This is a genomic window from Aquimarina sp. Aq107, from assembly GCF_943733665.1.
Taxonomy (GTDB): Bacteria; Bacteroidota; Bacteroidia; order Flavobacteriales; family Flavobacteriaceae; genus Aquimarina.
The window spans coordinates 1,073,331-1,096,218 of the sequence record NZ_OX030782.1 but is presented as its reverse complement, the minus strand read 5'-3'; the positions used below and the strand labels follow the sequence as shown (position 1 = coordinate 1,096,218).

The 22,888-nt window shown below is 31.8% G+C and carries 22 protein-coding genes; 11 read left to right on the top strand and 11 right to left on the bottom strand.

Features of this window, described 5'->3' with window-relative positions; all coding sequences use genetic code 11:
* Positions 1-5 precede the first annotated feature (5 nt).
* The 4 genes from mutL to NMK29_RS04435 all read right to left on the bottom strand — a co-directional run bounded on the left by mutL (position 6) and on the right by NMK29_RS04435 (position 3,698).
* Positions 6-1,883 carry a DNA mismatch repair endonuclease MutL gene (mutL, locus tag NMK29_RS04450; RefSeq protein ID WP_108801757.1) on the bottom strand — a complete coding sequence of 626 codons (1,878 nt, stop codon included), beginning with the start codon at positions 1,881-1,883 and terminating at the stop codon, positions 6-8.
* On the bottom strand, positions 1,884-2,177 hold the full coding sequence (locus NMK29_RS04445) for a hypothetical protein (protein ID WP_108801810.1): 294 nt from the start codon (positions 2,175-2,177) through the stop codon (positions 1,884-1,886).
* Positions 2,178-2,339: 162 nt separating this feature from the next.
* On the bottom strand, positions 2,340-2,837 hold the full coding sequence (gene ribH, locus NMK29_RS04440; protein ID WP_108801756.1) for a 6,7-dimethyl-8-ribityllumazine synthase: 498 nt from the start codon (positions 2,835-2,837) through the stop codon (positions 2,340-2,342).
* Between the two features lie 87 nt (positions 2,838-2,924).
* Entirely contained in the window at positions 2,925-3,698 is a 774-nt protein-coding gene (locus NMK29_RS04435) for a tol-pal system YbgF family protein (protein ID WP_108801755.1), read from the bottom strand.
* Positions 3,699-3,834: 136 nt separating this feature from the next.
* Between NMK29_RS04435 and NMK29_RS04430 the strand changes: the two genes are divergently transcribed.
* From NMK29_RS04430 to NMK29_RS04415, 4 genes are all read left to right on the top strand, one after another.
* A complete protein-coding gene (locus NMK29_RS04430; protein WP_108801754.1) occupies positions 3,835-4,920 on the top strand; it encodes a DNA replication/repair protein RecF in 1,086 nt (361 codons plus the stop codon).
* Between the two features lie 20 nt (positions 4,921-4,940).
* Positions 4,941-5,354 carry a lipocalin family protein gene (locus NMK29_RS04425; protein ID WP_108801753.1) on the top strand — a complete coding sequence of 138 codons (414 nt, stop codon included), beginning with the start codon at positions 4,941-4,943 and terminating at the stop codon, positions 5,352-5,354.
* Complete coding sequence (locus NMK29_RS04420) at positions 5,355-5,651, top strand: DUF721 domain-containing protein (RefSeq protein ID WP_108801752.1); 297 nt, start codon at positions 5,355-5,357, stop codon at positions 5,649-5,651. It abuts the gene before it with no gap.
* Positions 5,652-5,760: 109 nt separating this feature from the next.
* Entirely contained in the window at positions 5,761-5,916 is a 156-nt protein-coding gene (locus NMK29_RS04415) for a hypothetical protein (protein WP_159092074.1), read from the top strand.
* A gap of 81 nt (positions 5,917-5,997) precedes the next feature.
* Here NMK29_RS04415 and NMK29_RS04410 read toward each other — a convergent pair whose 3' ends face one another.
* The 4 genes from NMK29_RS04410 to NMK29_RS04395 all read right to left on the bottom strand — a co-directional run bounded on the left by NMK29_RS04410 (position 5,998) and on the right by NMK29_RS04395 (position 11,304).
* Positions 5,998-6,390, bottom strand: a complete 393-nt coding sequence (locus NMK29_RS04410; protein WP_108801751.1) for an acyl-CoA thioesterase — start codon at positions 6,388-6,390, stop codon at positions 5,998-6,000.
* 174 nt (positions 6,391-6,564) lie between these two features.
* On the bottom strand, positions 6,565-8,028 hold the full coding sequence (locus tag NMK29_RS04405) for a hypothetical protein (RefSeq protein WP_159092073.1): 1,464 nt from the start codon (positions 8,026-8,028) through the stop codon (positions 6,565-6,567).
* A 184-nt stretch (positions 8,029-8,212) separates the two neighbouring features.
* Complete coding sequence (locus tag NMK29_RS04400; RefSeq protein WP_108801749.1) at positions 8,213-9,646, bottom strand: hypothetical protein; 1,434 nt, start codon at positions 9,644-9,646, stop codon at positions 8,213-8,215.
* 215 nt (positions 9,647-9,861) lie between these two features.
* Complete coding sequence (locus NMK29_RS04395) at positions 9,862-11,304, bottom strand: hypothetical protein (RefSeq protein ID WP_108801748.1); 1,443 nt, start codon at positions 11,302-11,304, stop codon at positions 9,862-9,864.
* A 173-nt stretch (positions 11,305-11,477) separates the two neighbouring features.
* Between NMK29_RS04395 and NMK29_RS04390 the strand changes: the two genes are divergently transcribed.
* The 3 genes from NMK29_RS04390 to NMK29_RS04380 all read left to right on the top strand — a co-directional run bounded on the left by NMK29_RS04390 (position 11,478) and on the right by NMK29_RS04380 (position 15,579).
* Entirely contained in the window at positions 11,478-11,999 is a 522-nt protein-coding gene (locus NMK29_RS04390) for an RNA polymerase sigma factor (RefSeq protein WP_108801747.1), read from the top strand.
* A gap of 111 nt (positions 12,000-12,110) precedes the next feature.
* Positions 12,111-13,025, top strand: a complete 915-nt coding sequence (locus NMK29_RS04385) for a FecR family protein (protein ID WP_108801746.1) — start codon at positions 12,111-12,113, stop codon at positions 13,023-13,025.
* Positions 13,026-13,029: 4 nt separating this feature from the next.
* Positions 13,030-15,579: a TonB-dependent receptor domain-containing protein gene (locus tag NMK29_RS04380; RefSeq protein ID WP_108801745.1), complete on the top strand. Its 2,550-nt coding sequence runs from the start codon at positions 13,030-13,032 to the stop codon at positions 15,577-15,579.
* Positions 15,580-15,679: 100 nt separating this feature from the next.
* Here NMK29_RS04380 and NMK29_RS04375 read toward each other — a convergent pair whose 3' ends face one another.
* Together NMK29_RS04375 and NMK29_RS04370 are read right to left on the bottom strand one after the other, a co-directional pair.
* Positions 15,680-16,099: a nucleoside-diphosphate kinase gene (locus NMK29_RS04375; RefSeq protein WP_027395629.1), complete on the bottom strand. Its 420-nt coding sequence runs from the start codon at positions 16,097-16,099 to the stop codon at positions 15,680-15,682.
* A gap of 171 nt (positions 16,100-16,270) precedes the next feature.
* Positions 16,271-17,302: an alkaline phosphatase D family protein gene (locus NMK29_RS04370; RefSeq protein WP_108801744.1), complete on the bottom strand. Its 1,032-nt coding sequence runs from the start codon at positions 17,300-17,302 to the stop codon at positions 16,271-16,273.
* Positions 17,303-17,382: 80 nt separating this feature from the next.
* On the opposite strand from NMK29_RS04370, the gene NMK29_RS04365 reads away from it, so the two are divergent.
* From NMK29_RS04365 to NMK29_RS04355, 3 genes are read left to right on the top strand one after another with little or no spacing between them, the layout of a single operon-like run.
* A complete protein-coding gene (locus NMK29_RS04365) occupies positions 17,383-18,399 on the top strand; it encodes a bifunctional oligoribonuclease/PAP phosphatase NrnA (RefSeq protein WP_108801743.1) in 1,017 nt (338 codons plus the stop codon).
* Positions 18,400-18,428: 29 nt separating this feature from the next.
* Positions 18,429-18,947, top strand: a complete 519-nt coding sequence (gene gldI / locus NMK29_RS04360; RefSeq protein ID WP_254097164.1) for a gliding motility-associated peptidyl-prolyl isomerase GldI — start codon at positions 18,429-18,431, stop codon at positions 18,945-18,947.
* Between the two features lie 15 nt (positions 18,948-18,962).
* The gene (locus NMK29_RS04355) at positions 18,963-20,111 is read left to right on the top strand and encodes a peptidylprolyl isomerase (RefSeq protein WP_108801741.1); all 1,149 of its coding nucleotides are present in this window, start codon (positions 18,963-18,965) and stop codon (positions 20,109-20,111) included.
* A gap of 77 nt (positions 20,112-20,188) precedes the next feature.
* Here NMK29_RS04355 and NMK29_RS04350 read toward each other — a convergent pair whose 3' ends face one another.
* Positions 20,189-21,649: an aminoacyl-histidine dipeptidase gene (locus tag NMK29_RS04350; RefSeq protein ID WP_108801740.1), complete on the bottom strand. Its 1,461-nt coding sequence runs from the start codon at positions 21,647-21,649 to the stop codon at positions 20,189-20,191.
* Between the two features lie 96 nt (positions 21,650-21,745).
* Between NMK29_RS04350 and NMK29_RS04345 the strand changes: the two genes are divergently transcribed.
* Positions 21,746-22,810: a DUF3810 domain-containing protein gene (locus tag NMK29_RS04345; protein ID WP_108801739.1), complete on the top strand. Its 1,065-nt coding sequence runs from the start codon at positions 21,746-21,748 to the stop codon at positions 22,808-22,810.
* The last annotated feature ends 78 nt before the right edge of the window (positions 22,811-22,888 follow it).

The window sequence follows — 22,888 nt, the reverse complement described above, 5'->3', positions numbered from 1 at the left end:
TACTCTTAAAATTTTTTATCTATATCATCTACTGTTAACGTGATGAATGTTGGCTTATTATCTGGTGTTATTGTTGGTTCTGTACAAGCAAAAAGACTGTTTACTATATGTTGTAATTGCTCTTTTCCTAAATTAACACCAGTTCTTACTGCAATACTTCCCGAAATAGATCTTGCTAGAAGATCGGTTAATGAGAATCCACTATCTGGAACTTCTTGCTCTATATCACTGATTAATTTTTCTAACAGCACCGAAACTTCACTTTCTGTAGTAACTGTAGGGATACCAGATATTGAAACCTCTCCATCTGTAATTTCTCCAAAAACAAACCCTGTGTTTTCTAACTGTTCTTGAACCTCTTTTAATAATTGTATTTCTTGCTTAGAAAAAGACAATTTTAATGGAAATAGCAATTGCTGACTAACGGCACTCGCCATAGTAATGTTACGCAGTACCTCTTCATAAAGTACCCGCTGATGCGCTCTATTTTGGTGAATTATTACCATTCCACTTTTAATAGTAGTAATAATATACTTCCTTCTTAACTGGTATGTAGTATTGTGCTCTAATTCTGTCTCCTGAGCTTCATCAAATAACGAACCTGTTACTTCGGAGCTCTCAAATTGAATAGAGGAAAACTCACTCTCTGTCTGTTTAGATGGTATTTCTGTCGTATCCAAACCAGCATATAAATTTTCCCAACTACCAGCTGATTCCTTTTTAAAATTATTATAATTCTTTGTAGATGAAAAAGATGAATCCTCTTTTTTATCTTCCTTAAACGGGTTAAAACTTCTGTCTACTTCTATAGTCGGTGTTTGGGCCATTTTGCTTTTATACTCATATGGAGTATCCATAGAAGAATCTCTATTAAAATCCAAAACAGGAGCTACATTAAATTGCCCTAAACTGTGTTTAATTGTAGAACGTAGCATTGCATATAACGCATGCTCATCATCAAACTTAATTTCAGTTTTTGTTGGATGAATATTAATATCTATAGATGTTGGATCCACTGTGAGATAAATAAAATAACTAGGATGTGTTTTTTCTTTTAACAATCCTTCGAAAGCTGAATTTACTCCATGATTAAGGTATGCACTTTTTATAAACCTATTATTGACGAAAAAGAATTGTTCGCCTCTAGTTCTTTTGGCATATTCAGGTTTACAAACAAACCCGGTAATGCTTACTAAATCGGTTTCTTCATCGATTGGAACCAATTTCTCATTCGTTTTTCCTCCAAAAATGTGTACTATTCTCTGGCGATGATTTGCTGCTGGCAAACTAAAAACCTCACTACCATTATGATACATATCAAACTTAATATCTGGATGTACCATAGCTACTCGATGAAATTCATCAATTATGTGCCGAAGTTCTACTGTATTTGATTTTAAAAAATTGCGTCTTGCCGGAATATTATAAAACAAGTTCTTAACACATATAGAAGTTCCTTTAGAAGTAACACAAACCTCCTGCGAGGTTACTTCACTCCCTTCTATCTTTATTTCAGTTCCAACCTCATCATTTTCCTGTTTAGTCTTTAACTCAACATGAGCTATAGCTGCAATTGAAGCAAGTGCTTCTCCTCTAAATCCTTTTGTATTTAATTGAAAAAGGTCTTCTGCTGATTTAATTTTTGAAGTAGCATGACGCTCAAAACTAAGTCGTGCATCTGTCACACTCATGCCAACTCCATCATCAATTACCTGAATAAGTGTTTTACCAGCCTCTTTAATAATTAATTTGATATGCGCAGCCTTAGCATCAATGGCATTTTCTAATAGTTCTTTTACTACAGAAGCGGGCCTCTGCACTACCTCTCCGGCAGCTATTTGATTGGCTACGTGATCCGGTAATAGTTGTATGATATCTGACATTTATTGTCGGGCAGTAAATATGGATAAATCGAAATCAATTAAATATAAAAAAATGAAGATTAACACAAATGCGATATAAATGACTCTTTTATTTATCTCTCTATTGCCTCTGTTTCTACTAGCTTTTCGATCTTCACTCCATTGAGATCCAAAGTCAATTGCATTTCTGGTATCACGATATTTAGTAATTCTATTTTCGAAATCATAGATATTACCATCACTCTTTCCCTTATAATATCGGGGAGTATAATTATATCTGCGATTCGTTTTTCTTTTAGGGATACTTAATTTCACGTGATGCTCCTTTCTTTTTATATTATTCAAATATACTTAAAATGCATAGTAATCTAAAGCTTTTAGCATTACAATAACATTGAAAATATGAACAGCAAGTATGATGCCGTTTTTAAATTAAGAAAAGGATATAATGATATAAGCAGGTACACTTAAGATCAATTAAAACTTTGCATCTTTACGCAATTGAGCCATTTTTATAGCAGCAATAGCCGCTTCTGTTCCTTTATTTCCGTGTTTACCTCCAGACCTATCAATAGATTGTTGCATATTATTATCTGTAAGTACACAAAATATAACAGGAATATCATTTTGGATATTTAAGTCTTTAATCCCTTGAGTAACACCATCACATACAAAATCAAAGTGCTTAGTTTCTCCCTGAATTACACTCCCAATTGCAATTACGGCATCTAACATATCATATGATTCCTGCATTTTCTTACACCCATAGATAAGCTCAAAACTACCAGGAACATTCCATCGTACAATATTATCCTTGATAGCTCCACAATCTATCAATGCGTCAAACGCACCTTGAAAAAGACCTTCGGTAATGGTTTCATTCCATTCAGAAACAACAATCCCAAACCGAAAATTTTTCGAGTTTGGGATTGTTGTTTTATCGTACTGAGATAAATTTTTATTTTCTGTAGCCATTTTTAGTTAATGGTTTATTATTGAAAAGTTGATAGTTTTTACCGTAATCTAATACTACTGCAAAACCTATGAACCAAAGACTATGAACTACTTAAGCATTCCTTGAGCTCTTCCTAAATGTACATCCGCCTGATTAGCCTCTACACTTTTAGAAAACTCTTCTTTAATTCTTTCTAAATAAGTAACTGCTAATTCTGGTTTCCCTAAAGATATTGCAGTTACAGCAGCTTTTAATAAAAACTTAGGAGTAGTAAACTCATTATTCTTAGCTTTTGCTGCTCTTTCATAATACGATAACGCTTCTCCCATCTGATCTAATTGAGCAAAAGCATCACCTATTCCTCCTAATGCTAGTGGACCTAACATTTCGTCATCACTCTTAAACTTATCTAGATGATCAATAGCTTCCTGATACTTTTTCATATTCAGGTAAGAGAATCCTGCATAGTAATTCGCTAGATTGGCTGCCTTAGTACCACCATAATTTTCGATGATCTCTAAGAATCCATATTTCCCTTCTCCTCCATTAAGAGCTAACGTATATAAAGAATCACTAACAGTAGTGTTTCCATTTACTGCATTATCAAAATATTGTTGTGCTTTGAACATTTCATTAGAAGCCTCTAATTCTTTAGGCTCTTGAATATATTTTTGATACCCAAGATATCCTAACACTACGGCAGCAATAGCACCAACAATGATAAATATATATTTTTGATTAGCAGCAACCCATTCTTCAGTTCGGGAAGCACCTTCATCCAAAGTATTAAATACTTCAGCAGTTGTAGAATTGTCTTCTAATTGCTCTACCTCTTCTGCTTTATTTTTTGGTTTGTATCCTCGTTTCTTATAAGTTGCCATAAATTATATTTAATGAACGGCAAAAATAAAATTTTTATTCATAATTAAAAGCGAAAATATTTGTTATTTTTCAATATTTTGCACTTCTTATTTGAGAATTTCTAAAAAGTCGCTACTTGCTGACGATCAGTAATTTATGATTCTAAAATCACTTTCTTTAATCAATTACAAAAATTTTGAATCGGAGAATTTCGATTTTGATGTTAAGATTAATTGCCTTGTTGGACACAATGGAGTGGGAAAAACTAATATTCTGGATGCTATCTATCATTTATCTTTCGGAAAAAGTTATTTTAATCCTATTACTGGTCAAAATATTAAACATGGCACTGATTTTTTCGTGGTAGAAGGACGCTATGAAAAATCTGATAGAGAAGAAAAAGTAATTGTAAGTGCTAAACGAGGACAAAAGAAAGTAATTAAAAGAAACGGTAAGGCATATGATACTTTTAGTGAGCACATTGGTTTTCTTCCTCTAGTCATTATTTCTCCTGCGGATAGAGATCTTATTACTGATGGAAGCGATACTCGTCGTAAGTTCATAGATGGTGTAATTTCTCAAAGCGATACAACATATCTATCCACATTATTAAAATATTCCAAAGTAGTTTCCCAACGTAACTCGCTTTTGAAGTATTTTGCCGCTAATAATACCTTTGATCCTACTACTTTAGAAATATACAATCAACAATTAAATGAACTTGGTAATACCATATTTCAAAAAAGAACTGCTTTTCTTGAAACATTCATCCCAATATTCATAGAACGTTATGAGGCTATTAGCTCAGGTAAAGAATCTGTGTCATTGCGATATCAAAGTAAATTGTCTGAGAATAGTCTATTAACATTATTGGAACAAAACCTCTCTAAAGATAGGATGTTACAATATACTAGTGTTGGTGTGCATAAAGATGACTTATCTTTTGAAATTGAAGGATATCCTATAAAAAAATTTGGAAGTCAGGGACAGCAAAAGTCATTTTTAATTGCTTTAAAACTGGCACAATTTGATTTTATAAAAAAACAAAGTAAAGTAAACCCTTTATTACTATTAGATGATATTTTTGATAAGTTAGATGAAAAACGTGTAGAACATATTATACAACTAGTAGATGATCAAAACTTTGGACAACTTTTTATTAGTGATACGCACGCTGATCGAACAGAAAGTGTTGTGAAAAAGATATCACAATCCTATAAGATTATTAAACTAGATTCCTAATTAATTAAAAAACGATCTTTATGTTAAAAAATGGTCTATTTATACTTATTCTTATAATAACTTCCTGTTCTAAACCTAATCCTGAAACGTTTATAAAACATATTTCAGGTTATTGGGAAATAGAAAAGGTAATTACGTCTGACGGCATCGAAAAACAATATAATTTTAATCAAAGTATTGATTATTTCGAAGTGAAAGATAAAAAAGGGATTCGTAAAAAGGTACAACCTCAATTAAGTGGTAATTTTATAACTACAAAAGACAAAGAATTTTTTACATTGGCTATAGAAAATGATAGTCTAAGAATATATTATACAACTCCATTATCAGAATGGAAAGAAACGCTTGTATCTGCAAAAGAAAACCAATTAATTATCAAGAATGAAGTTGGAAATCTATACTTTTACAAACCTTATAAAAAGATTGAATTATAAATGGCTAAAAGGCAAAATGACAACCTAAGTATTGGTGATGTGCTCAAAGAATTCGTAAATGAAAACAAACTCCAGAAAGGTTTGGATAAAGTAGAAGTACGTGATGTTTGGGAACAAATCATGGGACCAGCCATAAATAAATATACGAGAAATATTAAACTTGATCGTGAAACCTTATATATAGAACTTACCTCCTCTGTTCTTAGAGAAGAATTAAGCTATGGTAAAGAAAAAATTATCACGAATCTAAATGAAGCTTTAGGGCGCTCACTCATTAAAAAGATCGTTCTTAGATAATAAATACTCCCTATTACTAACCTTTTGTTAAATTACTATTTCTTCCCTCTTTTACCTAGTAACATATCATTCTTTAATGTTACTAACACTTAGTATAAATCATTTCATTATGTTAAAAGACATGCTAAGTGCAGAAGGAATCACATTCCTAAAAAAAGATCAAAAAAAAGTGATTAGTGGAGGTATTAATTATGAAAACTGCGATAAACCAGAAACTTGGTTTTATGATATGTCTTCCGAATGTGAAGCTTATAATGGCGGCTAATTAAACAACTAAAAAAAAACAGAAGTTACCTAAGAAAGGTAACATCTGTTTAGTCAAATTACATCCAAATACTAAAAAGTATTAGTTTTGAGCTAGCCTATCTCTTACAAATTCTATTTTAGTCTTACCATGTGGTGTAGGTTTACCACTCTCGTTAAGATTAACCATAGTAATTTTATCAACTTTAATAATTGTCTTACGAGTTAATTTATTCCGTACCTCGCAGGTTAATACTAATGATGATCTTCCAAATTTTACCACATCCATTCCTATCTCTACAATATCACCTTGTACTGCAGAGCTTACAAAATTAATTTCGGACATAAACTTGGTAACAACTTTCTTACTTTCTAACTGAATAACCGCATATAGTGCTGCTTCTTCATCAATCCATTCCAACAATCTTCCTCCAAATAATGTTTCATTAGGATTTAAATCTCCTGGTTTTACAATCTTCCTAGTGTGGTATCTCATATTCCTTTACTTTCTTACAAAGTTACTGAAACACTGGATGTTTTCTAAGAATTTAGTGTTTCTGGAGTAAGAATTATCTAATTCAAAAATTCATTAAAGAATTACTATTAAATTAGAAAAATTGAATATAAAATATTATTACTTACGCACTTTTAAAATTTTAAAAAATGTGATTTACTCAATAACTAGTTGCTCGCAGAACTCTGTTCCATCCGGACAAGTATCTGTTATTGCTCTAATGCAAATTTCATATGAACCAGGATCAAATTGAAAAAAGAATACATTATCGCCACCTTGTCCACCATCCTGCTCTATAACCTCTCCATCTATTTCCCATTGATACGCTATTACTTCAATATTTTCGAAATCTGCAGTAAAATTATAACTTGTTGTATTTCCTTCTTGTTCAAAATTAAAAAACAAATTAGGACAAATTGGTTCTACCGTTATTTCCTTACAAAACTCTGCTCCATTAGGACAAGAAGGGGTTTCTGTACTTATACATACCTCGTGCACTCCAGGTGATAAATTAGATGATAATATATTATCCCCATTAGCACCTCCATCTTCTTCTATGAGTTCATTATCTATGTACCATTGATAATCCAACTCTTCTATGCCAGAAAAACTAGAGGTAAAAATATACGTTAACGTTCCTTGTTCTTGTTCAAAATCAAAAAACAGTTCTGGACAAAATTCAACAACTTCGATCTGCTTACAAAATTCTATCCCTTCTGGGCAGTTAGGTGTTTCTGCTTTAATACAAACTTCATATATCCCTGGTGATCCAAAATTACGTACCAATAAATTATCTCCTTGATTATTTGGACCATCACTCTCAATAAATTGACCATCTACAAACCAATCATAAGTTCCTATTACATCTATATCAGGGAAATCAGCAGTAAATTGATACCCAAAATTAAATTGGCCCATTGATTCCGAAGTAAAACTAAGGCTTGGACATCTACTCACACAAGATTCTATTAGTCTATAAAACCCAAAATACGTCTCTATTTCAGTACTTTCAAAATTTGGTGACACTAATACATTTAATGGAAATTTAAAATTAGGCTGATAAGCTATTCCTTGTTCTTGATAAAAAGTCTGAAACGCATCATCCGTTGTAATCTCAATTTCCTCTCCAGTTATATTAAACAGAGTGACTGGAAAATCAAACGTAAAGCATCCATCAAAAAACTGATCAAAATCATCTCTGATTGTGTCGAACTCACATTCACTTAAAACATTTAATAAAGCTATTTCATTAATAATAGGTATGGTGATATCCGTATTCTTAAAAATAATATTAACCGGAAATTCTAATCCTGTAACATTAAAATTAGTACCTTGACTGGAAATTACATCTACCAACCCATCATAACTCTCTACTCTAATAGTAGAATCTGTATTATAACCAAGCGTAATAGGATATACAAACCTAAAGCACTGTTCATTTTCTGCAGGGAAATTAGCAGCACCATCAAAATTATTAAGAACCGTCACCAAAGCGGCACTTGATACTACATTACCTGTGTTTTCTTCTGGAAAAAACGAATCATCACTTACACAACTACTAAAGAATGAAATCAGTATTAGTAATGTATATAATCGTATATAAGTATTGAAATTCTTCAAAATAATTTGCATTTATATAAGTAAAACGTCTGAAAATCAGTCTACCCTACCCTTAATTAAAATAAATTATTCGTTTTATTTTAGGTTACAATCTAACATATCTTATGCGTATAAACAAAATTCCCTGAAAGAATGACAATGCTTCCAGGGAATCAACCTAATTAATCTAACCTAACTAACTGTACTATTCTATGACTAATGTTTTACAAAATGTTACACCATTTGGACAATCCGGTGTTTCTGTTATAATACAGATCTCATATGTTCCCGTTCCAAATTGATAGTATAAATAATTATCTCTATCATTACTGTTCATTGTTTCGGTATCTACGACATCACCATTGATCAACCATTCGTAGCTAACATTGCTCATTCCTTCGAATTCTGCCCAAAAATTATATCCTGGAGTATTTCCTTCTTGTTCAATGGTAAAAAATAAATCAGGACAATCATTTTCGGATCCTTCGATTTCAATTACTTTACAAAATGTTACTCCTTCTGGACATTCTGGAGTTTCTACAGAAAGACACACCTCAAAACTACCTGTCCCAAATTGATAATAAAAAGGATCGTCATGACCAGAACTTGTTCCTACATAATCTCCATTGACAGACCATTCTAGTGTTACATCATCGATACCATCAAAAGCGTTTGGGTAAAAGTAATACGCTGGATTATCTCCATCTTGTTCTGCCTCAAAGAATAATTCTGGACAAACACTGACATCACCTTCAATTTCAATAATTTTGCAATAAGAAGTTCCTTCTGGACATTCTGGAGTTTCTGTTTTTAAACATACTTCATATCTTCCTGGAGCAAATTGATAATAAAATCTATTGTTATCACCACTATTTGAATCTTCTACAAACTCTCCATCAATATACCATCCTAACCATTCTACTTGATCAGCTCCTTCAAACTCTACCTGAAAATAATATGCTGGATTATCTCCATCTTGTTCTGCAATAAAAAATAACTCAGGACATTCTTCATCTATGTCTGTCTCTTCTATTTCGATAGTCTTGCAATAAGAAGTACCGTTAGGACAATCTGGAGTTTCTGTTTTAATACATACTTCATAACTACCAGGCTCATTAAATTCCCAAAATAAATAGTTGTTATCATTCTGATTATCGCTATCTACCACTTCTCCATTAATAAACCACTCATAACGAACATCTTCAATTCCTGGGAAATCTGCAATAAACTTATACTTATTTGGTCTTTCATATTGTCTTGCTTCAAAAAACAAATCTGGACAAGGATCAGTTTCATCAACATCTACTTCAATTTCTTTACACACTTCTATAGGACAAGTATCGCTTGCTACTTTTACACAAACAGTATATGTTCCTTCTTCAAACTGATATTCAAAAATCTGATTTGCTATATCACTTAAGTTACCAGTATCTATTTCTTCACTATCAATAGACCAGGTAAGTCTTACATCTTCGATACCATCAAATTGAGCAGCGAATCGATACACTGCACTTCCAGAAACATTATCTACGTTAATAGTTACATCTGGGCAATTTTCTAATTCTTCAATTTCTTCACAAGAAATAATTCCTAACAGTAATGCAAAAATCATTACATACCAAATACTAAGTTTTTTCATCGTTATAATTTTTAGGGGTTGTCAATAATTAATTGTTTAAAGCCTTTTTTATCAGCCCTACAATTATGAAACGCAGCTAAAAAAGAATACCCTACCCCTTCCTTCAAAAAAAATGTTAAAATCATTTTTAAAATAAAAAATGAGGTCGTATTGATATACAACCTCATCCTTTAAAATTAAGAACTATAGTCTATTAAGAACCTTTATTCTTCTTATTACAATCCTTGAAAATCAACCTCTATACACTCTTGTAGCGCTCCACATTCAGTTGACTCTGCCTTATAGCAAATCTCATACTTTCCTGCTTGACTTAAGTGGTTTTTTAATATGATAAAATGTCCTGTTGTCGTTGTAGGGTTAATTTGAGTTCCATCAATTTCCCATACTACAGAATTATCTTCTAATCCAAATAGAATAACTCCATTAGCATTTACAAATTCAGCACCATTTGTTGCTATATATTCCAATTTAAATACTGAACAATCTACTGGCTGTGGTTCTGGAATTACTATATCTCTACAAAATTCTGTACCATTAGGACATTCGTTAGTTTCTGCTTTAACACAAACAGTATAAGTTCCTGGATTATAAGATGATAAATCAAGTTTATTATCTCTATCCTGACTCTGTAAATTTTCTGTTTCTACCAATACACCATCAACGAACCATTCATAAACATCTAATTGGTCTATTCCAGAAAAATTAGCAAACATTAATGTTCCCTCTTCAATAAATGATAAATTTGGACAGTCATCACCACCATTATTATCATCTGTTACCTGGGCAGATACGCAAGCTTCGATTCCTTGAGAACAATCGTTAGAACTAAATTTTACACAAACTTCATAAGAACCTGGGTTATAATCACTAAGATCTAATGTTACAATTCCACCTTGAATTTGTAACTCATCTGCTCCAATAAGTTGGTTGTTTACATACCATTTAAACAAATCGATATCATCAGTACCACTAATAGTGGCAACAACGATACCTCCTTCTGAACTAACCGAAAGATCTGGGCAAGAATCCTGTCCATCACCATCTATAGTTATTTCTTCGCAATATTCTGTGCTAGTACAAGTAGGACTTTCTGAAATTAAACAAATACTATATGTACCTTCTTCTAAATTAGCAAGAGAAAATTTATTATCTCCTTGATTATTGGTTCCTTCATTTTCTATAATGGTTTCATTACCAAGTATCTCACCGGTAACTTGCCAAGCATAAAACTCTAATGTATCGATACCTTCAAAATCAGCAAATAGATAATCTCCATCTCTGGTGAATTTTAGTTCTGGACAACCTTCCATGTCTTCTCCCACAACTATCTCTTTACAAAATTCTACACCATTAGGACAATCCGGAGTCTCTGCCTTTATACAAACAGTATAAGTTCCAGTATTATATTCTGAAATATCTAATATATTATCACGTTGATTTTCTAAGCTTTCAGTTTCTACCAATTCATCGTTTACAAACCATTCGTAAACATCTAAACTGTTTATTTCTTCAAAATTTGCAATTAATTTCCCACCATCTCTTTCAAAAGATAATTCAGGACAGTCGGTGCTTGAATCACCATCATCATTTTCTTCACAAGAAGTAAATATTAGCATGAGCCCGAACATAAGTAGGCCAAGAATTTTAAGATTTTTCATTTTAATTTTTTAATTAAAGATTAAGTAAAACTCAATTGAGATATTTTGTGTGTTATAACACTAGTAAAACGCTAATCAATCATCCTACCCCACCCCAGCTTTTATTTTTTTTATGATTTATTTTTTTTGGTATCAGAAAAAAATCTAGTTTTGGCACTAAATAAATCCCCCAAATGTCTGATAGTAAAAACACTACTTGTGACGAGCAAGTCTTTAATGAATTTTTCAAAAGTCATGCTAAACTTTTGAGGAATTATCTATACTATAAGTTTGGAGATCTTGATCAAGCTGAAGATATCGTACAAGATTCTTTTATTAAACTATGGAATAATTGTGCAAAGGTTTCTTTAGACAAAGCAAAAAGTTATGTCTATACGATCGCTACTAATTTGGGAATTAGTAATGCCAGACATCAACAGGTAAAGTTTAAACATCAAAATTATATTACACAAAGAAAAAGTGATGTGACTAATGAGTCTCCAGAATTTGTTATGCTTGAAAAAGAATATATGGAGAAATTAAAAAGTGCCATAGCCGATTTACCGGATAGACAACGGGAAGTTTTCTTGCTTAGTCGAATCGACAAAAAAACATATAAAGAAATTGCTGAGTTATCTAACGTATCGGTAAAGGCAATTGAAAAATTAATGCATAAGGCATTGGTAACATTAAGAAAAAAAATTGGAAATATTTAATTGTAATTATTTTCTAATTGTAAACGATTAGATCATTATGAAAATAAAAAAAATAAATATAGGGGTAGGGTTATTAGATAATAAAACGTTTCTATTATATACAGAAGAGTTATGTTAGACGATAAAAAAGATGATATATTCCTATCCAGATGGATTAATGGAGAGCTTTCTCCAGAGGAACTCCGTGAGTTCCAATCCCATCCAGAATATAATCATTACGCTAAGATTATGGCTGGTGCGGACACTCTGGAATTAGTACCGTATGATGTAGATACTGCATTAAATAATATCAAATCTAACAAGCAAACTTCTTTAAATCAGCATAAGAAACCTGTTATTAAACTATGGCCAGCTATAGCCGTTGCGGCCTCGATTGCTATACTATTTGGTTTTTTCTTTTTTAAATCAAATAACTCTTTTACCACCTCATATGGAGAACAATTAGCGGTTACATTACCAGATGGTTCAGAAATGATATTGAATGCAAAATCAGAAGCTAGTTTTAACAAAAATGATTGGGAAAACAATAGAGTAATATCCTTAGAAGGAGAAGCGTATTTTAAAGTAAAAAAAGGAAGTAAATTTACGGTTACAACCACGAATGGGGATGTTACCGTACTTGGCACAGAATTTAACGTACAATCTCTGCCTTCATATTTCGAAGCAGTATGCTATGAAGGTAAAGTTAATGTTACTCGAGGAAAAGAAAACACCATACTTACGGCAGGAAAAGGTTATAGAAAAATTTCTAAAATCGCTTCTGAGAATTGGGTGTTCGAAGCTTTAGAACCTTCTTGGATTAGTAATACCAGTTCTTTTAAAAGTGTACCTTTAAAATATGTATTTATAGAATTAGAAGATCAGTATAACATCTCTATTGATACAAATGGAATTGATACCAAAACAATCTATACGGGAACTTTTCCTAATAACGATATAGAAGTTGCTCTTAAAACAGTTTTTAGTACCTTAGGTTTACAATACAAATTATTGCAAGACCAAAAAACAGTGGTATTAGAAAAATAAGGGAATGACAAGATTTTTATGTGTTTGCATACTTTTCTGGGGAATGTCTGTTTTTTCGCAAGAAGAAACAACTCTTATCAGTGCCAAAAATGAAGCGCTATCTCAAATAATTCCTTCTATCGAAAAACAATTTAAAATCAAATTTTCTTACATAGATGCTACGATTATAAATAAACCAATTTCTCTACAAACAAATGTAAAAACTACTTTAGAAGAAGTAATTGATTTATTACAAAAACAAACACAACTAAAATTTGAAATTACTGGAAAAAATTTCATCACCATTAGAAAATATTCTAAAACAGATACTATTTCAATTTGCGGTTTTATTTATAACGAAAGTAATGAACCTATAGAGAGCATAGGAGTATTCTTTAAAGGGTCTAGAACAAATACTACTACTAATGATCAAGGTTTTTTTGAAAACCAAGAAGTTCCCTTTAACACTCCTATCCTAATAAGTGCGCCAGGATTTAGACAAAAAGTTTTAAACTCATCTGAATTTACCAATACCAAATGCGCCAATATATACTTAATTAATTCTATTGAAACCCTTGATGAAGTTGTTATACAAGAATATCTTACCAAGGGAATCACTCAAAATAAGCGCATAGTTAATATAAATCTAAAAAATATCGAAATACTTCCTGGTCTTACAGAACCTGATATTTTGCAAAGTATTCAATTAACTCCTGGTGTCAATAGTCCCTTCGAAACAGCATCAGGATTGTATGTTCGAGGTAGTGCTCCTAATCAAAACTTAGTGCTCTGGAATGGTATTAAAACATATCATCAGGGACATCTTTTTGGCATGATATCAGCGTTTAACCCTTATGTTGTAAAAGAAGTAGATTTTTCTAAAAGTGGTGTAAGCGCTCAGTATGGAGATCGAATTTCTGGAATAATCGATATCAAAACTGAAGATAAAATTGCTGACCGGTTTTCTGGAGGAGCTGGTTTTAATATGATTAATGCAGACGCTGTTATTCATACTCCAATTATCAAAGACAAGGTTTCATTACAAATATCTGGTAGAAGATCATACACTGATATACTGGAAACCTTTACATATAAACAGTTTGCTGATCGAGTTTTTCAGAATACTACAATTGCAGAAACTATTGAACTTAATGATGCAAAAAATGATTTTTTCTATGAAGACTATAATGCAAACTTAATCGCTAAAATTTCTGATGTTGATAAAATAGAGGCCAATGCACTTTATAGTAAAAATGATCTTGATTTTAAACGAAGTGATGACCTAATGTCTTTTAATGATAATTTAATTACGGAGAATGAAGGATATAACCTTAGCTGGAAACATCAATCGAATAATGGCTTTAACCTTAAAACCAGTGGATATTATACGAGGTATCTATTAAATTATCAATTTATTACAGGTGAATCTGGAAACATTATAGAAACAGAAAGTAAGAAGAATAGTGTCAAAGACTTAGGAGCTGCTCTTGATGTTAAATATTCTCTATCTCAATATCATACAATTTTAGGCGGGTATCAATTCTCTAATAACACTATTAAATATGCATTTGTTACAACAACACCAACATATGAATTGATTCTGGATCAAGACAATCGCCTTCTTAATACACACTCTATATACGGTGAGTATAAATATGAAATACCAAAAAACTTATACCTTTCTATGGGGGTAAGATTTAATAATTATGCAGAATTAAATCAATCATTTATAGAGCCTAGAATCTTTATACAAAAAAACCTCTCTAAATCTTGGGAAATTAATGCCACAGGAGAATACAGAAGTCAAGCTGTTAGCCAAATAAGAGAATCCGTGGTAAGTGATCTATCTCTAGAGAATCAGGTTTGGACCTTATCCAACAAAGAGCAATTTCCTGTAATAACCAGCTACCAATTTACTTTAGGTAGCAGCTTTAAAAAACACAAATGGTATTTTGACATAGATACTTATTACAAGCAGATAGATGATATTACTTCGCTAACCGCAGGATTTATAAACCCAATTGATAATACCTATCACACCGGTGAAAGTAGAGTTTATGGAATTGATCTTTTTCTAAAGAAACGATTTAACAATTATAAAACCTGGGTAAGTTATTCATATATTAACACTAAAAACAAATTTGAAAACATCAATAACAATCAATCTTTTCCTGGTAATTGGAACATAGAACATACTGTTAAATGGTCTCATTTTTATAAAATTAATAACTTTCAATTTTCATTAGGCTGGTTATGGCATACCGGTAAAGCGTTTACTAACGTAGATGGTGTAGACGAAAATGGAAACTTAGTAGTACTGGATTTTGGAGAAATCAATGGAAATAACTTGCCAATATACCATCGTCTTGATTTTTCTGCAATATATGATTTTAAAATTGGTGCTAATCCTAATACTAAATATCGATTAGGACTTTCTGTATTAAATCTATATGATAGAGAAAACCTTCTAAATCGAGAATTTAGAACAACTAATTCTTTAGACAACCGATTTATAAACTCTGATATTATAGCATTGGGCATTACTCCTAATATTAGTTTTAGGATTTTTTGGTAACCTCTTATTCCTGAAAAAAGAATATAAATAAGTTTATTTCACAAAAAAAGAGGTGTTGAATTCAACACCTCTTTTTTAAACATTATATAATGTAATTTTCTTAGAATTGCTCTCTTCCTGAAAAATGGAAAGCTCCTTCAATAGCAGCATTATCATCACTATCACTTCCGTGCACAGCATTTTCGCTAATAGAAGTAGCAAATTTCTTACGGATAGTTCCTTCAGCAGCTTCTTCTGGATTAGTAGCTCCAATTAAAGTTCTAAAATCTTCAACAGCATTCTCTTTTTCAAGAATTGCTGCTACTATTGGACCACTAGTCATATACTCTACTAATTCTCCATAAAAAGGACGCTCACTATGCACCGCATAAAAAGCTTTAGCATCATCAGTAGTTAACTGTGTTAATTTCATTGCTACAATTCTAAAACCTGAAGCAGTTATCTGTTCAAGGATTGCACCGATGTATCCTTTTCTTACCGCATCCGGCTTAAGCATTGTAAAAGTTCTATTTGTTGCCATTTTTAAAGTTTGGTTTTTATCCTATCTCCTAGTTAAGGAAATTGATTTTTAATTATCTTTTTGACTATTAATGTCAAATGCAAAATTTTGTGCAAAAGTATATATAAAAGCATCAAAAACAATAAAAATCCTAAGAAAGTACTGTCTTTTATAAAATCGAATTTAATTATTCTATTTTTTTAAATACTCTTGTTTTATTTCTTGTAGTAAGACGTTATTAGTTCCTCGCATTTGCATGGTTACTAATTTCCTGTCAAAATCAAATTTTAAGATACCAAAACTTGGAATAGCAATTACTTTTCCAGTTCTATATTGATTAGGTTCTCCACTATATTTAGTATATGCATGCGTTAACCCGCTAGAAGTAAAATCAATTAAAGGGTAAGGAATAGTAGATATATTCTTTTTTGAAAATTCTGAAATATGACGATCACCACTTAAGATCACGCAATTCTTAGCCTCTGTTTTTGATATTAATTGTTCTAATTTTAATACTTCATTCGGAAAATTAGCCCAACTTTCCCATCCGTGTTCTCCGGATAAAAACTGAATACTACTAACAAGGACATTAAAATCTGCTTGACTAGATTTTAATTCTTTCTCTAACCATATCCATTGTTTTTTACCCAGTATTGTTCTCTTCAGGTCATCATTAGGTACATAACGTTTTTTTCCTGTAATATCTTTACGAAGTGAATCTCTAAAATATCGAGTATCTAATATCATCACCTTAATGCTACCTTTAGAAGTGTCAAAAAAATGAGATGCATATATTCCTTCCTGCTGTCTTCTTTGATCATCTTTATCAACGCCCATAAAATCAAGAAATAATTGTTGACTTTCTTTTTTCTTATGCCATTCTGCTCCTACATCATTTTTGCCATAATCGTGATCATCCCAAGTGGCCATTACGAGAACTTTACTTTTTAATTTTTGATATCCCAAATTATTATTCTGAATTTTATAATCATCAGCAATTTTAGACATATCATCAGAATCACCATAAATATTATCTCCTCCCCAAATAAAAACATCCGGTTCGTTCTTTAGAATTTCTTTCCAAAATGGTTGAGGACTATTTTGTTTATTACAACTTCCAAAAGCTATTGTAAAATCAGTATTTCCTTTTTGAGAAATTTCTTGAGCAGAGACAAAATTTAAGATACATAGTATAAAAAAGGAAATAGATACTGGGGTTTTCATTTTTCGAAACAATTAGATATTGGTAAAAGTAATCATTCCAGTATTACCATATTATTAATTAATAGTATCTTCGCTGACCTATGAATACAAGTGAGTTTAAAGAAATAAAAGTGCTTTTAAGCACTCCAAAAAACATTGTAATTATTCCTCATAAAAATCCGGATGGTGATGCTATAGGATCTACTCTAGCCCTACATCATTATTTATCAAGTTTAGGACATACATCTACAGTTATAACGCCTAATGATTATCCAAGTTTTCTAAAATGGATTCCAGGTGAATCTTCTATCATTAAATATGATAGTGATACCGAATTAGCAGTTAAAAAAATTAGAGAAGCAGATATAATTTTCACATTAGATTTTAATCATTTTTCCAGAACTGGAAATATGGAAAGCGTGTTAGAGCATACAAACACCACTTTCATTATGATTGATCATCATCAACAACCTGATAATTATGCTACCTATACCTATAGTGATGTCGGCATGAGTTCAACTTGTCAGATGATTTATCATTTTATTGAAAATCTAGATGATTTGGATAAAATCACAGCAGATATAGCTACTTGTATATATGTTGGTATTATGACAGATACAGGTTCGTTTAGATTTCGATCCACGACAAATATTACGCATAAAGTGATCGCTGACCTAATTGAACGTGGAGCTAACAACACTGCTATTCACGAAAATATTTATGACAACAACACCTATTCTAGATTACAATTACAAGGTGTAGCACTTAAAAACTTAAAAGTACTTCCAGAATACAATACTGCTTACATCACATTGTCTCAAAAAGAATTGGATGATCATAATTTCAAAAAAGGTGATACCGAAGGATTTGTTAATATGGGATTATCTGTAGAAGGAATTATTTTTGCACTTATTTTTATAGAAAACAAAGGCGAAAATATTATAAAAATATCACTACGCTCTAAAGGTGAATTTTCGGTGAATGAATTTTCTAGAAACCACTTTGAAGGAGGAGGACATCATAATGCTGCTGGAGGAAAAAGTAATCTTTCTCTAGGCGAAACTGTTGAGAAATTTATTAGTATCTTACCGTCTTATAAAAATGCCCTGAATTCATGAGATATTTTCTCCTATCAATAAGTTTCCTAATGCTATTTTTCTCTTGTAAAGCACCAGAAGCAAGAAAACCCGTAAGTATTTCGTCTGGATCATTTATTAATGAATCTATTAATCGAAATAAAGAACTTAGCGCACGGGAAGAGGCTAGGATACAAAAAATAATACAGCAAGATTCTTCTAATAATTACATCACTTCTGAAGGTGGGTTTTGGTATTTTTATGAAAAAAAAGACACTTTAACTTCTGGTACTGCTAAATTTGGTGATATTGTTAATTTCAATTATGATATCAAAGATCTTAACGGAGATACTATATATAGCGAAAAAGAGTTAGACACTGTAAACTACGCTATTGACCAAGAAGATCTATTTTTTGGTTTAAGAGAAGGATTAAAAATAATGAAAGAAGGAGAAATAGTAACATTTCTATTTCCTTCCTATCAAGCATACGGATATTATGGAGACAATCATAAGATTGGAACAAATATTCCGTTAATATCTAGAGTAAAACTCAATAAAATCACAAAACAATCAACAAAAGAAAATTAAATCTTAACTAAAAAAATGAAAAAATTAAGTCTTTTATTTTTAGCACTTATCACCCTTACATTTACTAATTGCGAGGAAAAGTACCCAGAACTTGGAGATGGAATCTATGCAGAAATCATTACCAACAAAGGAACTGCTATAGCTGAATTACATTACAAAGAAACTCCAATGACAGTGGCAAATTTTGTTTCTCTAGCAGAAGGAACGAACACTATGGTAGATAGTTTATATAAAGGAAAGAAGTATTACAACGGAATTATTTTCCATAGAGTTATCAAAGATTTTATGATCCAAACTGGTGATCCTCTAGGAACAGGAACAGGTGACCCTGGTTACAAATTTCCGGATGAAATCGTAGACTCATTAACGCATAAGTCTAAAGGTATTTTATCTATGGCTAACTCTGGTCCAGCTACCAACGGAAGTCAATTCTTTATTACACTGAAAGAAACTCCTTGGTTAAACGGTAAACATACTGTTTTTGGAGAAATCGTTTCTGGTCAAGATATCGTGGATAGTATTGGTGTCGCTGAAACTAGACCTGGAGACAAACCTGTATCTGAAATAAGAATGGAACAAGTTAATATCATTCGTAAAGGAAAAGATGCTAAAGCATTTGATTCTAAAGCGGCTTTTGAAGATAAACTAAAAGCGCTAGAAGAAGAGAAATTAGAGAAGGAACGTATTGAAAAGGAAAGACAAGCTGAGATAGCTAAAAAGTTTCCTGCTATTGCTGCAGAATTCGCTGAATTAAGAAAAAAGGCGACTAAGTTAGAAAGTGGGTTAGAGATTCTATTTTTAGAACAAGGAAATGGAGAACAACCTAAGCAAAGTGATATGGTACAAGTAAACTATCAAGGATCCTTTACTGATGGAAAAATGTTTGACACAAACCTTGTAGAAAAAGCAAGAGAAATGGGACTTTTTGATCAGCGTCGTGCTGACCATCCAAAAGGATATGTTCCTTTAGAAATTCCTTATTCTCCAGAAGCTAAAATGATTCCTGGTTTTAAAGAAGGAGTTCAACAAATGAAAGTAGGAGATAAAGCGATTATCTTTGTCCCTCCTCATTTAGGGTATGGAGAAAGAGGTAGAGCTCCAATTCCACCAAATACAGAAATGGTTTTCGAACTAGAATTAGTTGGGATCTTAGGAAAACAATAAACCTATCTATTAATAATATAAAAAAGGCATCTCAAGTTTTATTTGAGATGCCTTTTCTTTTAGTATAAATTAAAAAACTATTTATTAGGAATATTTTCTAATATTTCTTTGACAAATCCCCAATACTTCTGAGCAGAAGAAATACTAGCTCTCTCATCTGGAGAATGCGCTCCTAAAATCGTAGGACCAAAAGATATCATATCCATATCTGGATAATTCTGTCCCAGAATACCGCATTCTAAACCGGCGTGGCAAGCGGCAATATGAGCTTTTTCTCCATTTATTTTTTGATACAAACTATCTAACACTTTTAATATTGCAGAATCCATATTTGGTGCCCAACCTGGATAATCGCCATCCGTTGTTACTTCGCATCCTATCAATTCAAAAGTAGCTCGTAACTTATTAACTAAATCTAATTTGGTAGAATCTACACTACTTCTAGTTAAGCATTCAATCTTAATATTTCCGTTGCCAATCGTTACTTTTGCTATATTATTAGATGTTTCCACTAAATCAGAGATCGATAAACTCATAACGTATACACCATTGTGAGCGGCATATAAAGATTTTAAAACACCCTCTTGAACACCCAATTCCATTACTTTATTCGGTAGTTCAACCTGCTTCAATTCTATTGATAGGCTTGGATCTACCAAAGAAAGTTCTTTTTTTACTGTAGAGATCAATTCCGAAGTTTCAAATTCAAAAGCTTCAGATTGTATCATATCAACAACAACTGTTGCAAAACTCTCTCTAGGAATAGCATTTCGTAAACTCCCACCTTTAATCTCATGAATTCTAAGTCCAAAATTCTCAAAACCATCAAATAACAATCTATTCATTATTTTATTAGCATTACCTAAACCTTTATGAATATCCATTCCAGAATGTCCTCCATTAAGACCAGTCACAGAAATTTGATATGCTGTTTTACCTTCTGGCATATCTTCTTGATTATAAGTCCTCTCTGCAGTTACATCTACACCACCTGCACATCCAACTCCAATTTCATCATCTTCTTCTGTATCTAAGTTAAGTAGAATATCTCCTTGTAACCAATTTGGTTTCAATCCCATTGCTCCGGTCATTCCAGTTTCTTCATCAATGGTAAACAATGCTTCGATTGCAGGATGTGATAATTCACTAGATTCTAGAATAGCCATAATAGTAGCTACACCTAATCCATTATCAGCTCCTAAAGTAGTTCCTTTAGCACGTACCCAATCACCATCTACATACATTTCTATTCCTTGTGTATCAAAATCAAAAACCGTATCAGCATTTTTTTGATGTACCATATCTAGATGAGATTGCATCACTACAGTCTTTCTATTCTCCATACCAGAAGTAGCAGGTTTTCTTATCAAAACGTTCCCTACTTCATCTACTTCTACCGGTAACCCAAGAGACGTACCAAAATCTTTCATAAAAGCAATTACTCGCTCTTCTTTTTTAGAAGGCCTTGGTACTGCGTTCAAATCCGCAAATTTATTCCAAAGTTCCTTAGGCTCTAGGTTTCTTATTTCTGAATTCATATATGTATTGTGTTTTTGACAAATGTACATTATGATAATCTTAATTCAAATCATATATTAAATGTTGTAGATTTACAATCTGATATATTTCATTACATGCAATCTAAAACAAAACTATACCTTACTTTTCTTTTACCAGTTCAGTTTATAATTATCAAAATTCTTTCTTTCTTTCCAGAATTTATAGATCGTTTTTATAGTAATGGAGTTTTTGTTTACACCTCTAAAGCCCTGCGATATGTATTTGGTTGGATTCCTTTTTCTTTTGGTGATATAGGGTATAGTATTTTAATTATTCTTTTGATTCGTTTTTTATTTAGGGAAGTATTCCGAAAAAAAGTTCAATGGAAAAAAATATTGTTAGATGTAGGTGCTACCATATCTATAGTATATGCCGCTTTTCATTTGTTATGGGGAATGAACTATTATAGATTGCCAATGCACGAAATATTAGAAATTGAAGATCAATACAGTGAAGCTGAACTTTTAATGGTCTCTGAAAAACTTATTAAACGTGCTAATTCTATACATAAAAGTTTAGAACCCGATGACTCTCTATCAATAGTGATGCCTTATGACAAAGAGGAAATATTCGAAAAAACAATTCCCGCCTACGAGCAAATTAATGAAGTAATTCCTAACCTTCGATATTCTCCAAAAAGTATTAAAAAATCTTTACTAAGTATCCCCTTAACATATATGGGGTTTAGTGGATATTTAAATCCTATTACCAATGAAGCCCAGGTAAATGGATTAATTCTTAATTATAAAGCTCCGACCACTAGTTGCCATGAAGAAGCACACCAATTAGGATTTGCAAAAGAAAATGAAGCTAATTTTATTGCGGCTTTAACCACTATGAATTTTGATGATCCCTATTTCAACTATAGTGGAACCACTTTTGCTCTTAAATTCTGTCTTAATGACCTCTACCTTAGAGATGAGCAAAAAGCATTTTGCTTGATCGAAAAACTAAGACCTGGAATACTAAAAAACTATAAAGAAGTGAATGACTTTTGGATGAGTTATCAAAATCCACTAGAACCCATTTTTAAAAGTACATATGATACGTATCTTAAGGCTAACAATCAACCAAAAGGTATGGAGACGTATAGCTACGTAGTTGCTTTACTAGTAAACTATTATAAGGATAAGTTATAATCTATCTGTAATCCTGTAATTCTAAATTTCTTGTCCCCTGTTAAAAAATTACTAATTTGTAAGGTCTTTCTGTAGCAA

Bases quoted from the DNA above. Each gene is read 5' to 3' on its own strand.
- mutL (WP_108801757.1), bottom strand. From the start codon at position 1,883: ATGTCAGATATCATACAACTATTACCGGATCACGTAGCCAATCAAATA.
- ribH (WP_108801756.1), bottom strand. From the start codon at position 2,837: ATGGCTACAGAAAATAAAAATTTATCTCAGTACGATAAAACAACAATC.
- NMK29_RS04435 (WP_108801755.1), bottom strand. From the start codon at position 3,698: ATGGCAACTTATAAGAAACGAGGATACAAACCAAAAAATAAAGCAGAA.
- NMK29_RS04430 (WP_108801754.1), top strand. From the start codon at position 3,835: ATGATTCTAAAATCACTTTCTTTAATCAATTACAAAAATTTTGAATCG.
- NMK29_RS04425 (WP_108801753.1), top strand. From the start codon at position 4,941: ATGTTAAAAAATGGTCTATTTATACTTATTCTTATAATAACTTCCTGT.
- NMK29_RS04420 (WP_108801752.1), top strand. From the start codon at position 5,355: ATGGCTAAAAGGCAAAATGACAACCTAAGTATTGGTGATGTGCTCAAA.
- NMK29_RS04415 (WP_159092074.1), top strand. From the start codon at position 5,761: ATGTTAAAAGACATGCTAAGTGCAGAAGGAATCACATTCCTAAAAAAA.
- NMK29_RS04410 (WP_108801751.1), bottom strand. From the start codon at position 6,390: ATGAGATACCACACTAGGAAGATTGTAAAACCAGGAGATTTAAATCCT.
- NMK29_RS04400 (WP_108801749.1), bottom strand. From the start codon at position 9,646: ATGAAAAAACTTAGTATTTGGTATGTAATGATTTTTGCATTACTGTTA.
- NMK29_RS04395 (WP_108801748.1), bottom strand. From the start codon at position 11,304: ATGAAAAATCTTAAAATTCTTGGCCTACTTATGTTCGGGCTCATGCTA.
- NMK29_RS04390 (WP_108801747.1), top strand. From the start codon at position 11,478: ATGTCTGATAGTAAAAACACTACTTGTGACGAGCAAGTCTTTAATGAA.
- NMK29_RS04385 (WP_108801746.1), top strand. From the start codon at position 12,111: ATGTTAGACGATAAAAAAGATGATATATTCCTATCCAGATGGATTAAT.
- NMK29_RS04380 (WP_108801745.1), top strand. From the start codon at position 13,030: ATGACAAGATTTTTATGTGTTTGCATACTTTTCTGGGGAATGTCTGTT.
- NMK29_RS04375 (WP_027395629.1), bottom strand. From the start codon at position 16,099: ATGGCAACAAATAGAACTTTTACAATGCTTAAGCCGGATGCGGTAAGA.
- NMK29_RS04370 (WP_108801744.1), bottom strand. From the start codon at position 17,302: ATGAAAACCCCAGTATCTATTTCCTTTTTTATACTATGTATCTTAAAT.
- NMK29_RS04365 (WP_108801743.1), top strand. From the start codon at position 17,383: ATGAATACAAGTGAGTTTAAAGAAATAAAAGTGCTTTTAAGCACTCCA.
- gldI (WP_254097164.1), top strand. From the start codon at position 18,429: ATGCTATTTTTCTCTTGTAAAGCACCAGAAGCAAGAAAACCCGTAAGT.
- NMK29_RS04355 (WP_108801741.1), top strand. From the start codon at position 18,963: ATGAAAAAATTAAGTCTTTTATTTTTAGCACTTATCACCCTTACATTT.
- NMK29_RS04350 (WP_108801740.1), bottom strand. From the start codon at position 21,649: ATGAATTCAGAAATAAGAAACCTAGAGCCTAAGGAACTTTGGAATAAA.
- NMK29_RS04345 (WP_108801739.1), top strand. From the start codon at position 21,746: ATGCAATCTAAAACAAAACTATACCTTACTTTTCTTTTACCAGTTCAG.